The organism is Rhodococcus sp. APC 3903 (genome assembly GCF_030407755.1).
Lineage (GTDB): Bacteria > Actinomycetota > Actinomycetes > Mycobacteriales > Mycobacteriaceae > Rhodococcus_F > Rhodococcus_F erythropolis.
In genome coordinates this window covers 279,665-293,647 of sequence record NZ_JASDCV010000001.1, presented here as the reverse complement: position 1 = coordinate 293,647, position 13,983 = coordinate 279,665, and the positions used below count along the sequence as shown (strand labels likewise).

Annotated in this window: 12 protein-coding genes and 1 pseudogene; 4 read left to right on the top strand and 9 right to left on the bottom strand. The window is 62.0% G+C overall.

Annotated features, from left to right (window positions below):
* Positions 1-36: 36 nt before the first annotated feature.
* From lpdA to QMA15_RS01410, 6 genes are all read right to left on the bottom strand, one after another.
* Entirely contained in the window at positions 37-1,434 is a 1,398-nt protein-coding gene (gene lpdA, locus QMA15_RS01435) for a dihydrolipoyl dehydrogenase (protein ID WP_356699514.1), read from the bottom strand.
* A 6-nt stretch (positions 1,435-1,440) separates the two neighbouring features.
* Positions 1,441-2,958, bottom strand: coding sequence for a 2-oxo acid dehydrogenase subunit E2 (locus tag QMA15_RS01430; RefSeq protein ID WP_290283577.1), 1,518 nt, complete (start codon positions 2,956-2,958; stop codon positions 1,441-1,443).
* Positions 2,959-2,960: 2 nt separating this feature from the next.
* On the bottom strand, positions 2,961-4,010 hold the full coding sequence (locus QMA15_RS01425) for an alpha-ketoacid dehydrogenase subunit beta (RefSeq protein WP_290283576.1): 1,050 nt from the start codon (positions 4,008-4,010) through the stop codon (positions 2,961-2,963).
* Between the two features lie 10 nt (positions 4,011-4,020).
* Positions 4,021-4,944, bottom strand: a complete 924-nt coding sequence (locus QMA15_RS01420) for a thiamine pyrophosphate-dependent dehydrogenase E1 component subunit alpha (RefSeq protein WP_044479496.1) — start codon at positions 4,942-4,944, stop codon at positions 4,021-4,023.
* A 236-nt stretch (positions 4,945-5,180) separates the two neighbouring features.
* Positions 5,181-5,642, bottom strand: a complete 462-nt coding sequence (locus QMA15_RS01415; RefSeq protein ID WP_290283575.1) for an RNA polymerase subunit sigma — start codon at positions 5,640-5,642, stop codon at positions 5,181-5,183.
* Positions 5,643-5,705: 63 nt separating this feature from the next.
* Positions 5,706-6,272 carry a hypothetical protein gene (locus QMA15_RS01410; protein WP_290283574.1) on the bottom strand — a complete coding sequence of 189 codons (567 nt, stop codon included), beginning with the start codon at positions 6,270-6,272 and terminating at the stop codon, positions 5,706-5,708.
* 256 nt (positions 6,273-6,528) lie between these two features.
* Here QMA15_RS01410 and QMA15_RS01405 point away from each other — a divergent pair, with 256 nt between their 5' ends.
* From QMA15_RS01405 to QMA15_RS01390, 4 genes are read left to right on the top strand one after another with little or no spacing between them, the layout of a single operon-like run.
* On the top strand, positions 6,529-7,185 hold the full coding sequence (locus tag QMA15_RS01405) for a hypothetical protein (protein WP_290283573.1): 657 nt from the start codon (positions 6,529-6,531) through the stop codon (positions 7,183-7,185).
* Entirely contained in the window at positions 7,178-7,741 is a 564-nt protein-coding gene (locus QMA15_RS01400) for a hypothetical protein (protein WP_060938161.1), read from the top strand. The genes QMA15_RS01405 and QMA15_RS01400 overlap by 8 nt, the downstream gene beginning before the upstream one ends.
* Positions 7,742-7,753: 12 nt before the next feature.
* Positions 7,754-8,431, top strand: a complete 678-nt coding sequence (locus tag QMA15_RS01395; protein ID WP_290283572.1) for a response regulator transcription factor — start codon at positions 7,754-7,756, stop codon at positions 8,429-8,431.
* The gene (locus tag QMA15_RS01390) at positions 8,428-9,705 is read left to right on the top strand and encodes a HAMP domain-containing sensor histidine kinase (protein WP_019744906.1); all 1,278 of its coding nucleotides are present in this window, start codon (positions 8,428-8,430) and stop codon (positions 9,703-9,705) included. Before QMA15_RS01395 ends, QMA15_RS01390 begins: the two co-directional genes overlap by 4 nt.
* A 64-nt stretch (positions 9,706-9,769) precedes the next feature.
* Here QMA15_RS01390 and QMA15_RS01385 read toward each other — a convergent pair whose 3' ends face one another.
* From QMA15_RS01385 to QMA15_RS01375, 3 genes and pseudogenes are all read right to left on the bottom strand, one after another.
* Entirely contained in the window at positions 9,770-11,485 is a 1,716-nt protein-coding gene (locus QMA15_RS01385) for a glycerol-3-phosphate dehydrogenase/oxidase (protein ID WP_290283571.1), read from the bottom strand.
* 48 nt (positions 11,486-11,533) lie between these two features.
* Entirely contained in the window at positions 11,534-13,042 is a 1,509-nt protein-coding gene (glpK, locus tag QMA15_RS01380; RefSeq protein ID WP_020970480.1) for a glycerol kinase GlpK, read from the bottom strand.
* A gap of 65 nt (positions 13,043-13,107) precedes the next feature.
* Positions 13,108-13,937: pseudogene (locus tag QMA15_RS01375) on the bottom strand (MIP/aquaporin family protein).
* Between the last annotated feature and the right edge of the window lie 46 nt (positions 13,938-13,983).

Below are 13,983 nucleotides of genomic sequence, written 5' to 3'. Positions count from 1 at the left end.
TGAACGTAGGACGGCGTTCACGCACGCGGACTGTGCTCATGCGTTGAGGGGTCTCCCCAGCGCCGAGAGCACAGACTCGTGCATTGCCTCCGAGAGCGTCGGATGAGCAAACACGACCTCGGCGAGATCATCGCCGGTGGCTTCGAGGGATCGGGCGATACCGAAACCCTGGATCTGCTCGGTCACATCCGGACCGACCATGTGCGCGCCGAGCAGTTCCCCGGTATCGGCGTCGAAGATCGTCTTGACGAAGCCTTCGGCCTCGCCGATCGCCAATGCCTTGCCGTTCGCCTGCAGGTCGAAGTGTCCGACCCGCAGCGTGCGACCAGTACCGGTGCACTGCTTCTCCGTCAGACCCAGACTCGCCACCTGCGGGCGGGCATACGTGCATCCCGGAACGTAGTCGCGATCGAGCGGATGAACATCGGGCACGCCTGCCAGCTTTTCGACGCACAGGACAGCTTCGTGACTTGCCTTGTGCGCCAAACATGGAGCGCCCGCGACGTCACCGATCGCGTAGATCCCGAAGGCACTGGTACGGCACCACTGGTCGGTGACGATCGCACCACGCTCGATCTCGACGCCCAGAGCCTCCAACCCCAGATCCTCGACGTTGCCGGTGATCCCGGCAGCCACCAACACCCGGTCCACGGTCACCGCCTGGACACCGTCGCTCGTCTGCACGTTCACTTCGACGGCGTCGGCGCCGACGGTCACCGCCGACACCGCGGCTCCGGTGTGAATCGTGATGCCACGCTTCTCGAACTGCTTGCGAACGAAAGCCGAAATCTCTTCGTCCTCGACCGGCATGATGTGTGGTGCCATCTCGACGATGGTCACCTCGGTGCCGAGATCGCGGTACAGGCTGGCGAATTCGACTCCGATCGCGCCGGACCCGATCACGAGCAGCGACTTCGGTAGTTCCTTCGGGACGAGTGCGTCGAAGTAGGTCCACACCCGATCACCGTCGGGGGCAACCCCGGGAATCGAACGCGGCCGGGCGCCGGTTGCAATGATCACGTGGTCGGCTCGATACGTCTGACCTTCCACGGACACGACGCCCTTGTCCACCAACTTCGCGGTGCCTGAGATGACGTCTACGCCGTTCTTCTTCATCAGGTAGGCAACACCGCCGGACAATTTCTCCGAAACCCCTCGGCTGAACGACACCAACTTCGAGATGTCGAACTGGACAGACGCCGAACTGAATCCGCATTTGTCGAGTTCACTCAAGGTATGCGCGACGTCCGCGCCGTGAAGCATCGCTTTGGTGGGGATACAACCCCAGTTGAGGCAGATCCCGCCGAGGCGATCACGTTCTACCAGCGCAACGTTCAACCCCAACTGGGCGGCCCGGATCGCCGCCACGTAACCACCGGGGCCACCACCGATGACAAGAACGTCGTACTGTTTCGACGTATTGCTTTCCACCACAGCCCCTTACACCAACATCAGCGCGGGAGAAGCGACAAAGCGCTGGAGCTCCCGAAGGAAGGTCGCGCCCAAGGCTCCGTCGATCACCCGGTGATCGCACGAGAGGGTCACGGTCATCACGGTCCGGACGGAAACACTGTCGCCGACCACCACGGCCCGCTTCTCCCCCACACCTACGGCGAGGATCGCTCCCTGGGGCGGGTTGATGATCGCGTCGAATGCCTTGATCCCGAACATGCCGAGGTTGGACACCGTGAACGTTCCGCCTTGGAATTCTTCGGGACGGAGTTTGCCGGTCTTCGCCTTGGTGGCCAACGAGAGCACCTCACCGGAGATGTCCGCCAACGACTTTGTGTTCGCGCCACGCACGATGGGCGTGATCAGCCCGGTCGGAAGTGCAACTGCCACCGAGACATCCGCCGACGCGAATCGAAGAACCGATTCGTTCGCGGCATCGAATTGGACGTTCACGTCCGGCACCTTCATCAGCGCAGCCGCGCAGGCCTTCACGATGAAGTCGTTGACCGACAGCTTGACCGCCGGGACAGTCGAATTGATCTCCTTGCGCAGAGCGAGGAGCGCATCGAGCTCGAGATCCGCCGTGAGCCGGAAATGGGGAGCCTGCTGCTTGGACGCCTGCAACCTGCCGGCGATTGCCGATCGCATGGGCGTGAACGGAATTGTGTCGTACTCGGGTTCGACGGCAATGGTTCCCGTCTGAGCCGCCGCTTCTGGCAGGAGCTGCGCGGAACGAGCGGCGTCGTGCACGTCGGCGACGCAGACGCGTCCCCGCGAGCCTGTCGGACGACAATCGTGCAGGTTTACGCCCAGCGATCGGGCAGTTCTGCGTGCGACCGGGGTGGCAGGCACGGCACTGTCGTCGGCGGTTGATCGCAGCGGGAGGCCGGATCTCGTGGCCGGCGCTACTGTCGCAACAGTGCCACCGGCGTCACGAATCGCGTCGTCGATGTCTCGGACACTGATCCGCCCGAGTGGGCCGGTACCCACCACGGCGGCGAGATCGATTCCGAGCGCTTCGGCGCGTCGGAGTGCTCGAGGACTCGCAAACACGTCGCTCTGCGTCGTGCCCTGCAGAACACTCGGTACGACGGTGGAACCAGTTGGTGCAGGTTTCGCTGCAACAACCACCTTCGCAGCGGGTGTAGCCGTAGGTGTCGCGGGAGCCTCCGGTTCGGCAACTGGTGAGGGTGCCGGCTCTTCCGCCGGCGCGGTTGCGCCGCGAGCGGCGAGGAACTGCTCGATCTCCGCATCCGTCGTGGACGCATCGGCGGACACACCGATCACGGCACCGACGGGCAGAGCCTGCCCCGGTATGCCGACGATCTTGCGGAGAACACCGTCGAACGGCGCCTCCAGTTCGTTGGTGATCTTGCTGGTCTCGATCTCACAGATCAACTGGCCCTTGGTGAACGAGTCACCTTCCTCGATGAGCCACGCGTTGACCAACCCCTCCTCCATGGAGAGCCCCCATTTGGGGATGTCGATAGCTTTGATGTCAGCCATGATCAGGCTCTCACCAGCTTGCGAACCGACTCTTCGATGCGCGCAACGTCAGGCAGCCAGGCAGTTTCGAGGGTCGGTGAGAACGGAACCGGAGTATGTGGCGGCGTGATCAGTTCGATCGGCGCTTTCAGGTAGTTGAATCCCTTGGTGGCGATCAGCGCGGCCACGTCGTGCCCGAAACCGCAGCGGGCGGCGGATTCGTCGACGATCACGACGCGTCCGGTCGATGCGACGGATTCGAGGATGCCGTCCTCGTCCAATGGTGAGACGGTACGAGGATCGACAACCTCGACCGAAATACCCTCGGCGGCCAGCTTGTCCGCTACGTCATTGGCGCGGTTCACCATTGCGGACAAAGCGATGATCGTGACGTCGTCGCCCTGCCTGGTGTAGTTGGCGACGCCGAACGGAATCGCGTACGGCTCGTCCGGCACCTCGCCCCTGAGGTCGTAGAGCACCTTGTGCTCGCAGAACACAACAGGATCGTCGTCCCGAATAGCCTGGATGAGAAGGCCTTTGGCGTCGTAGGCGCTGGACGGAGCGACCACTTTCAGGCCAGGCACCGCAGCAAACACGTTGTACGGAGACTGAGAGTGCTGCGCAGCGGCGGAGAAGCCGGCGCCGATCATGCCTCGCACCACCAGCGGAGTTCTGGCTTTGCCACCGAACATGTAGCGGAACTTGGCAGCCTGGTTGTAGAGCGCGTCGTAGGAGACTCCGAAGAAGTCCATGAACATCAGCTCGGCGACCGGCCTCAGTCCGGTCAGTGCGGCTCCGGCGGCCATTCCGATGATCGCGGATTCGGTGATCGGGGTATCGATTACACGCTCCGATCCGAACTCCGTCCACAATCCCTTGGTGACACCCAGGACACCGCCGAATGCCTCGATCTTCTTCGTCTCCAGATCGGGATTGGTACCGGCATGCCCACCGCGTACGTCCTCACCGATCAGGACGACGCTCGGATCTCGTTGCATTTCTTGAGCGATGGCCTCTTTGACGGCCTCGCGGTAGGTCTTCTTCGACACGTTCTCGGCTTCCACGCTTGTCATCTCGGGCTCCTCAGTACGACACGTAGACATCGGTCAGCAGATTTTCGACTGGTGGGTACGCTGCGGCGCGCGCCTTCGCCACCGCCTCGTCCACCAGCACTCGCGACTGCTCGTCCACCGCGTCCAGATCAGCGGTGCTGACCTTCTTCGCATCCACACTGCTACGGAAATTCTTGAGCGGATCCTTGGTTTCCCGTAGTTGCGCAACCTGTTCCGCCGTGCGGTACAGCTGCGCGTCACCCTCGAAGTGGCCATGCCAACGGAATGCGGCCGCCTCGATCGTGGTGGGGCCACCGCCGGTCCTGGCTCGCTCGGATGCTTCCGCCATCGCGTCGTAGACCGCGAAGAAGTCGGTGCCGTCCACCTTGACGGCAGGCATTCCGAAGGATGCAGCGCGGGCGGCGATGTCGGGTGCGCCCACCGCGTAGTCGGTTCCTGTTGCTTCACCGAATCCGTTGTTCTCGATCACGAAGACGATCGGAAGATCCAGCACCACAGCCATGTTCATCGCCTCGAAGACGGTTCCCTGGTTGGATCCACCGTCTCCCGTGAACGACGCTGCGATGACGCCGTTTCGAAGTGTCTTGCCACTCAGTGCAGCGCCGATCGCCAACGACGGGGCTCCGCCGACAATCGCATTGGCACCCAGCATTCCCACGGACAGGTCGGCGATGTGCATCGACCCACCCTTACCGCGACACAGGCCGTCGTCCTTGCCGAAGATCTCGGCCATCATGCCGTTCAGATCGCAGCCCTTGGCGATGCAGTGCCCGTGACCGCGGTGAGTGGATCCGATGTAGTCGGCGTCGCTCAGGTTCTCGCACACTCCCACCGCGATGGCTTCCTGGCCCGAGTAGAGGTGAATGAAGCCGGGGATGTCACCGGTTGCATTCTCTTCGTGCAATCGATCCTCGAACGCGCGGATGCGCGACATCTTCTCGTACGCCTTCAGCAATGCATCCCGGTCCAGCCCTGAATGAGGCTTGGCCCCGGTCTTTTTCGATCCTGACGTTGTCGGCTTCTGCGCCGTCCGTTGAACCACCGTCACACTCCTCGTTCTCGATCACTCGTCGCCATGCAGTGTCGTGTAGGTCACGGGCGAAGAGAAAGAGTTGCGTGAGGTTGCCGGGAGTTGCGAAGGGTTGCAGCTGTTGACTTTCGAGCGTTGGCTCAGGCGCCGCTGAGGCTGCCGCGTCTGATCTTGGACAGCGCGCGGTGTTGGACGAGTTCGACGGCGCTCGTTGTTGTTCTCAGTGACAGCGCCGTCTCGCGCACGTCGAAACCGACAACGATGCGAGCTACCAAGACATTGCGTTCGACGGCCGACAGATCGCCGAACGGCAGAGTGAGTCGACTGGATGCGGGTAGCGAATCGATTTCGCGACTGATCGCGTCGTACAGATGCGCGAGGAACGCTTCTCCGGCGCGTCGTCGTCGCTGGATATCGGCCAGGACGGAACCGCAGATGCCGACGGCAATACGGTCAGCGTCGACCGGTCGCAATTCGGCACGACAGCGCCGCGTCACCAGAGGCACGATGCGTTGAAGGAGTTCCGCAATCGCGTCACGATCCCCTCGGGACGCATCGTCGGCAACACCGTCGATCGAACGTCCACCTACCCTGCTTGTCATTCCGATCTCCCCCTGGTTCCACCCTTGGTCGAATTCCCGACTACTGCTCAGGTTTCGAACTCGCTAGGGGCGTATCGGCTCGGGGCAGATCCCGGTTTGTTCCCCGATGATGTTGATCTCGGCGTTGGAACGAGGGTCAGCGCCGTAGTTGATCTGGTCAGTGCACTTCTCGGGGGGTTCGACGGCACCGGATGGGAGCGGGGCCGGGCATGAACCCATCTGCTCTCCGATGCTGTTGATCTCTGCATTCGAACGAGGATCGCCCGCATAGTTGATCTGATCGGTGCACTTGGTCGACCCGGTAGCCGGACCAGGGGCCGCAGGGGCAACTGCGCTGGCCGAGACCGGCGTCCAGGCCGGTGCTGCTCCACCCGCCGGGACTCCCGGGGTGGATTCGTTCGCACTGCCGGCCGAATTCGAATTTTCGACTGTCTCCGACGTAGGTGCCACCGTGGTCAGCGGGGGTGTGGTCGCGGACGCCGCGACCACTGACGTAGCCGTCGAACCGTTTTCAGGTGCAGTGGTGTCTTCACTCGAACACGCGGTCATGGCGCACGCGCTTCCGATCGTCAGTACGGCAAGGAACACTCGCAGGCGCCGAGACTTGTTGGTCAGCAAAACATCAGGCATGTGCTCTCACGCTCCTCGATACAGAAATTCGGGTCCGTTCACCTCAAATGGCGAACATCGACGTGACTCACTCTAAAAGCCTGATTCCATCGGTTTCGTAACAGAATTCCGGCGGTCGCGTACCAACTCTCAACGGTCCCGACATTCATACGATTACGTAACGGTGGGTGGCGAAACGCCGATATCGAGATCACGTGTGATCCTATGAAAAGTGCGCATGCCGATGAGACAGTTCGCACCGGCCGGGGAGGGGAAAGTGTTGTATCGGAATGAGATCTGCGAGGGCCGAACAGGCCGCACTCGCAGGCTGTTCGGTACGGCACTCGCGACAGCGGCCGTCGGAGCGTCCGTGATCACCGGATGCGGGTCCACCCAGGGTGTTGTGATCGAAGGCGATGTCGCTTCCACCGGATTGTCCGTCACACAGCCCGCCGACCTGGCCAGACGGGTTGCCGAGAATTCGAGGCTGGGCCGTGCGCTTCTCGACGACCCCGGGGTGTCGGAAGGCGTGAAGACAGAACTCCGATCGTGCCCGGACTGGTATCCGATCTCTGTCGGATCCATCCTTCTCGATCCAGGCGCACCTCGTATCGTGCCGGAGACCGAACTGGTCGTCATGAATGTGTATCCGTGCCAACCGGCCCACCAACCCGGGACCGGAGTATCGATTTCGGTCAACCTCGCCGGCTACGTCTACCGCAACGGCAAGGCCGGTTCGAGTGAAGACAATCCCGAACTGGGTGAGCGCCTGTTCTCCGTCGAAGAGCGCGGAAAGTTCATCGTCAGCGGTCAACGCGCCGCGAGTTTGTCTGTCCTGGAAACGGATCCGCGGCCACCGGAGTTCGAATGTTGCCCCCGTCCACCGCTTCGGACCGAGTTCCACTGGGATGGAACGGAGTTCATCCGTGATTGATCGCCGTCGCCGCGCGATGCTCGCCGGTGTTTGCCTGCCGGTCGCGTTTGCTCTCGCCTCCTGTTCCACCGAGCCTGAATCAGAACCCACTCCGAATATCGCAGCATCACTCGACCCCTCGGATCTCTCACAGGGCTTGAGCATCGATCCTGTTGCCCTCCTCAGAGCAGACCCGGAAGTGTCCGATGCGGTCAAGGACAGTCTCCGACTGTGCGGTGATGCGAACTTCCCCTTCGAAATCCGGTACTCCCACGTGACGGACGCCGTTTGGCAAGATGCCGTCGTCAATGTCTTCACCTGCGAGTCTGTCGGCATCTGGGGACGACCGGCCCCACCGGTCAGCTTCATGGTCGCCGGATTCGTCTACCAGATCGACGAATCGGGCGCTCACAAAGTCTTCGGAGTGCAAGACCCAGGACGCTACGTCGTCGGCTCAACCGGAGGATTGTCGGTCATGGTCGACCTGTGCAAAGACCCCGGCATTCCGGAGTTCTGTCAATCGTCGACTGCATACAAGTGGACCGGTGAAGGGTTTGAGAGTGTTCCGTTCCCATGAAAGCGAAGGCCGATGACCGATCCGTTGATTTTGCTGGTCGAAGACGACGCTGTCATCCGCGAAGCAACGCAATTGAATCTCGAACGCAACGGGTTTCGGGTGATCACCGCATCGGGTGGGTTGACCGGAATGGATTTGGCGGTCGACGCCAAGCCGGATATCGCCGTCCTCGACGTGATGCTTCCCGACCTGAACGGAATCAGCCTGTGCCGACGCATTCGTGAGGAACTGTCGGTGCCGGTCATCATGCTGTCCGCGCGCGACGACCCGGTCGACATCGTTCTCGGATTGGAAGCCGGTGCCGACGACTACGTCACCAAGCCCTTCGACAGCGGTGTCCTGGTGGCCCGTATCCGAAGTGTGCTCCGGCGGGTCGAATCCCATTCCGGTACGGAGAAAGACATCGTGACTCTCGGCGATCTGGAGATCGATCGCGAGTTGGTGACCGTCACGCGTTCGGGCGCCGAAGTGGCACTCACCCCCACTGAAATGAAGCTGCTCCTGGTCATGGTGGGTGTGCCGCGCAAAGTCTGGTCTCGCTCCGAACTGCTCTCGGACGTCTGGGATTACGACTGGGGCGGCGATACGCGCATCGTCGACGTTCACGTTCAGCGATTGCGCACGAAGATCGGCTCCGAACAGATCCGAACCGTCCGGGGGTTCGGCTACACGATGGACAACCATCGGTGAGATCGCGGGATCTCGCCGCCAAGCTCCCGTCCACCGGGAGGCGGTTGTCGTTTCAGTGGAAGATCGCGGCGGCCATCACGTTCGTGATTGCCGTCGCCTCGATCACGCTCAGTACCGTGATGCATCAAACCTTTTCACACAACCAAGAGGATGCAGCGCGGGCGGCAGCTGATCGCAATCTCCAACTGGTGCTGCAGGACGAAACGGGCAGCATGCGTGCGCTGTTCCGCGCCACCACAGATGGTCTCGACGTTCCGGAAGAGTTGCGTCAGGCCGTGGCGGGCGGCAAACGTGCCACCTACCTTGTCAACAGCGGGGACCAGCCATTTGTCTGGGCTGCTGCCGACGTCAACACTCAGGTGGTGGCGATTCGCGTCCCGTACACCGCGCAGCGGGAATCGATCGCCAGCGTCGATCGGACACTTCGCAATGCCACCATCGCAGTGATCGCAGCGGGTGCCGTCCTGGGTGTGCTGCTTGGACTCGCGATGTCGTATCGATTGCGCTCGGCCGCCCGTGCGGCTCGCAAAGTGTCCACCGGAGCGAACATCCGCGTCCGCTCGGTCACCTGGTCGCTTTTCGACGACGAGATCACCGAGCTGGCGGATGCGGTCGACGCAATGTCGGATGCGCTGCGGGGACAATTGGACGCCGAGAAGCGCGTGACAGCCAACATCGCGCATGACCTCAGAACACCCATCTCCGGACTGGTCGGCGCCGCAGAGCTTCTGCCGCCAGGTAGGCCTACCGAATTGGTGCGCGACGGCGTCCATAAACTCAGAAGGCTTGCCGAGGACGTCATCGAAGTGGCCCGCCTCGACACCACGTCCGAGCAGGCTGACATCCAATCGGTGGAACTGGCACCGGTGGTTCACCACGCGATTTCCACCACCGGGGTGGAGTGCGAAGTGAGAGTTCACGGGACCCCTGTGTCGCACACCGACGCACGTCGGCTCGAGCGGATCATCGCCAACCTGATCTTGAATGCTCGAAATCACGGAAAGCCGCCGATCAATGTCGACGTCGACCACTCCCGCATCACGGTGCGGGATCGGGGCAGCGGCTTCACTGAAGAGTGGCTTCGTCAGGGGCCGAAGAGATTTCAGACCGATTGCGTCGAACGCGGCCCGAACTCGGGCCTGGGCCTCGGCTTGACGATCGTAGTCGGGCAAGCGGCGGTCATCGGCGCTCGTATCAACTTCTCGAACCATCCGAACGGCGGCGCTGTGGTGACGATCGACCTCCCCGAATGCCCGCCAGACGAGTTCGCTTGACACCGAGCCAGTTCGGCCGATCGGCCGGGACGCAGTGCCCCGGCCGATCGGTGGTGTCTCAGGTTCAAACCTGTCCGACAGTGACTCCGGTGCGAACGTCCGGTGCACCAAGGCGCGCCGCATCAGCGGTCAGGTCATCGGGCTGCTCCTGCGATTCCCGCTCGGCTGCAACACGCAACCGGTAGTGTTCGATCTCCTCGGCAATGTGCTCGGGAGTCCAACCCAGCACCGGCGCAACCAGTTCGGCTACTTCCGCGGCTGCCGCGTCGCCGCGGTCGGTCACCTCGATGGAGATGCGGGTACGACGGGTGAGGATGTCGTCGAGATGCTGCGCACCCTCGTGACTCGCGGCGTAGTGAATCTCCGCCTTGAGGTACTCAGGGGCGGAGTCCAACGGCTGCCCCAGTTCAGGCCTCGCCTCGATGAGTTCGAACAACTCGTCAGCCAAAGTGCCGTACCGCCCGAGTAGGTGCTCGATGGTCGAAACGTGGAGCCCGGTGCGCTCAGCGGTGAGATGCCGATTGTTGTGTGCGGCAAAATAACCGTCGGCACCCACCAGCTGGATACGCTCGGTGCAGGACTTCGGCACCTTCTGTTCGAGTCCGTGTACCGCGGAATCGACTGCGTCCTTGGCCATCACGCGGTAGGTCGTATACTTGCCACCGGCGACCACCGTCAACCCTCGAACCGGACTCGACACCGCGTGCTCACGCGAGAGAGTGCTGGTCGAGTCCGATTCGCCGAACAACAACGGACGCAGTCCCGCGTACACACCGACAACGTCCTCGTGCGTCAACTCGTCCTGGAGCAGCTTGTTGACATGTCCGAGGATGTAGTCGATATCGCTTCGACTCGCTGCCGGATGCGCGAGGTCGAGGTTCCAGTCGGTGTCCGTCGTACCGATGATCCAGTGGCTTCCCCACGGGATCACGAACAGCAGACTCTTCTCGGTCCGCGTGATGATTCCGGTAGAGGAGTTGATGCGGTTTCGCGGGACGACCAGGTGCACACCTTTCGAAGCGCGAACCTGGAATTGCCCTCGCCCACCGACCATTTCCTGGATCTCGTCGGTCCAGACCCCGGCGGCGTTGATGACCTGACGAGCACGGATCTCGAACGCGCGACCCGTTTCCAGATCCACTGCCTTCACTCCGACAACGCGGTCCTCCTCACGGAGAAAACCGATTACGCGGGTGCTGTTCACGCACAGTGCGCCGTATTCGGCTGCTGTGCGCGTCAGCATCATCGTGTGGCGGGCGTCATCTACCTGGCCCTCGTAGAACTTGACCGAACCCCTGATAGCAGAGCGCTTTCCGGAAGGGAACGACTCGAGAGTCTTCTTCTTTCCCACATGCTTGTGGTGTGAGGGAACCCCGCGGCCTGCGCCCATCACGTCGTAGACGCCGATGCCCAGACCGACGTACGGCCGGTCGATCAGCTTCTCGAGCGGGTAGATGAACGGCACCGGCTTCGCGAGATGCGGGCACAGCGAGTTCAGAACCAGCGAACGCTCACGCAGTGCCTCGAACACGAGCGCAAAATTGAACTGCTCCAGGTAACGCAGTCCGCCGTGGAACAACTTGCTGGACCTGCTCGAGGTTCCGGACGCGAAGTCACGAGCCTCCACCAAGCCCACCTTCAGACCACGAGTTGCGGCATCGAGCGCGCTACCCGCGCCGACCACGCCACCGCCGATGACCAGGACGTCGAGTTCGGTTTCTTCCAACTTCTTCAGCGACTCCGCCCGCGAGGACGGACTCAATGCTTGTGCTGTGCTCATGAAAAGGGTTCCTTCACTTGAAAATAGGTAGAAATTCGGGCGCCGCTATCAGTCTGCGTCGACCCAGTCGAGTGTCCGAGTGACGGCTTTCTGCCAGCCTGCGTACAGCCGCTCACGCTCGGCCGAATCCATCGACGGCGTCCAACTCTTGTCCTTCGCCCAGTTGCTGCGAATGTCGTCCTCGCTCTCCCAGTACCCGACCGCGAGACCAGCGGCGTACGCAGCGCCCAATGCCGTGGTCTCCGCAACGACAGGGCGGATCACCTCGACGTCGAGCAGATCGGCCTGGAATTGCATGAGGAGTTCGTTCGCGACCATTCCGCCGTCGACCTTGAGTACCTTCAAGTCGACACCCGAGTCGAGGTTCATCGCCTCGATCACCTCACGGCTCTGGTACGCAGTCGCTTCGAGTACCGCCCGGGCAAGGTGCCCCTTGTTCACGAACCGGGTCAGACCGACGATGGCACCGCGGGCATCCGCGCGCCAGTGCGGTGCGAACAGACCCGAGAACGCAGGCACGAAGTACGCGCCACCGTTGTCGTCCACAGAGCGCGCGTTGACCTCGATGTCGGCCGCGTTGTCGATCATGCCGAGGTTGTCCCGAAGCCACTGGACCAGCGAACCGGTCACGGCGATCGATCCTTCCAGCGCGTAAACCGTTGGCTGCTCACCGATCTTGTAGCAGACCGTAGTCAACAAACCGTTCTTGCTCATCACCTTTTCGGTGCCGGTGTTGAGGAGCACGAAGTTGCCGGTTCCGTAGGTGTTCTTCGCTTCTCCGGGTGAGAGGCAGGCCTGACCGAAAGTCGCTGCTTGCTGATCGCCGAGGATTCCGGCGATCGGCACGCCGGACAACGTTCCGCGTTCGCGCACGAATCCGAAAGTTTCGGACGAGCTGCGAATCTCGGGGAGCATCGATTCGGGGATGCCCATGTCGGCGCAGATCGCCGAATCCCAAGCGAGAGTGTCGAGATCCATCAACAGGGTGCGCGACGCATTGGTGGGGTCGGTTGCGTGCACTCCGCCGTCGACGCCGCCGGTCATGTTCCACAGCACCCAGGTGTCCATCGTGCCGAAGCACAACTCTCCTGCGTCGGCCTTCTCACGCGCCCCCTCGACGTTGTCGAGAATCCACTTGACCTTGGGACCCGAGAAGTACGTGGCCAAAGGCAATCCGGTGACTTCGGTGTACTTCTTCGGCCCGTCTTCGCCGGCGAGTGCAGTACAGATTCGATCGGTGCGTGTGTCCTGCCAGACGATTGCGTTGTAGACGGGTTTTCCGGTGGCGCGTTCCCACACCACCGCTGTCTCACGCTGATTGGTGATGCCGACGGACGCGATATCGGCCGCGGTCAGGTCTGCGTTTGCCAAAGCGCCCGCGGTGACGTTGCGGACGTTGTCCCAAATTTCGATCGGATCGTGTTCGACCCAGCCTGCCTGCGGAAAGATCTGAGTGTGCTCGTGCTGTTCGACAGCGACTACGTGCCCACTGTGATCGAAGATCATGCAACGTGTGGAGGTGGTTCCCTGGTCTATCGCGGCTACGAACTGCGTCATCGTGCTACCCCTTTGGTATCGAAAGAAAGTACGAGAGATTGACTGTCAGAGATAATGTTTCGCGGTCACGCCGGTATCGACGCCGGCTCTTCGGTCGCTTCCTCCGCCGACTCCTCGTCAGGCAGGAATCTTCCAACCAGCTTGTCGTAGAGGAACACTCCGATCGGAGCGCCGATCAGGGGTCCCACGATGGGCACCCAGAAGTACAAGCTCCCGTACTGATCTCGCCAGGCGCTGCCGTAGCCGGTGATGAAGGACGCCAGTCGTGGCCCGAAGTCGCGCGCCGGGTTGATGGCGTACCCCGCGTTGGTCGCCCAGGCGAATCCGATTCCCACCACGATCAATCCGACGACAAACGGCGCGAGATTCGCGAGCGGCGGAGTTCCACGAGAATCGGTGACTGCAACGATGAGGAACAACAAGATGGCGGTGCCGATGATCTGATCGATCAGAGCCGAGCCGAGACTGACCGGAAGCGTTCCGTTTCCGGGCATCGTCGAGAAGATCGTCTGGGTGGCGGTTGTGTGTCCGGGATCGATCGCATTGAGCATGTCGTTGTAATTCCACCGGACGATCAACGCCGCGACAAAGGCTCCAGCGGTCTGCGCCAGGGTGTACGGCAGCACCTTGCGCCAGGAGAACCCCGGAAGATCGCGAAGGCGAAGGTCACTGCGGGGTTCAGATGAGCACCCGTCACCCGGCCTGCGACATAGATGCCGAACATGACGCCGAGTCCCCAGGCCCACGCAATACTGTCGTGTCCGCCGAGACCCCCACCGCTCCCGCCGGACACAACCTGCGCCACAACTCCGACGCCGAACAAGATCAAGATCATCGTTCCGGCGAACTCGGCTGCCAACTCGCCTGGAAGCCCCAATCGCTTGGCTTTCTCCATCCCCACCCTCACTTCGTTGTGATGCATGTCATAGTTTGGATTGCTG

Bases quoted from the DNA above. Each gene is read 5' to 3' on its own strand.
- QMA15_RS01395 (WP_290283572.1), top strand. From the start codon at position 7,754: ATGACCGATCCGTTGATTTTGCTGGTCGAAGACGACGCTGTCATCCGC.
- QMA15_RS01410 (WP_290283574.1), bottom strand. From the start codon at position 6,272: ATGCCTGATGTTTTGCTGACCAACAAGTCTCGGCGCCTGCGAGTGTTC.
- QMA15_RS01430 (WP_290283577.1), bottom strand. From the start codon at position 2,958: ATGGCTGACATCAAAGCTATCGACATCCCCAAATGGGGGCTCTCCATG.
- QMA15_RS01415 (WP_290283575.1), bottom strand. From the start codon at position 5,642: ATGACAAGCAGGGTAGGTGGACGTTCGATCGACGGTGTTGCCGACGAT.
- QMA15_RS01420 (WP_044479496.1), bottom strand. From the start codon at position 4,944: ATGTCGCGCATCCGCGCGTTCGAGGATCGATTGCACGAAGAGAATGCA.
- QMA15_RS01425 (WP_290283576.1), bottom strand. From the start codon at position 4,010: ATGACAAGCGTGGAAGCCGAGAACGTGTCGAAGAAGACCTACCGCGAG.
- QMA15_RS01385 (WP_290283571.1), bottom strand. From the start codon at position 11,485: ATGAGCACAGCACAAGCATTGAGTCCGTCCTCGCGGGCGGAGTCGCTG.
- glpK (WP_020970480.1), bottom strand. From the start codon at position 13,042: ATGACGCAGTTCGTAGCCGCGATAGACCAGGGAACCACCTCCACACGT.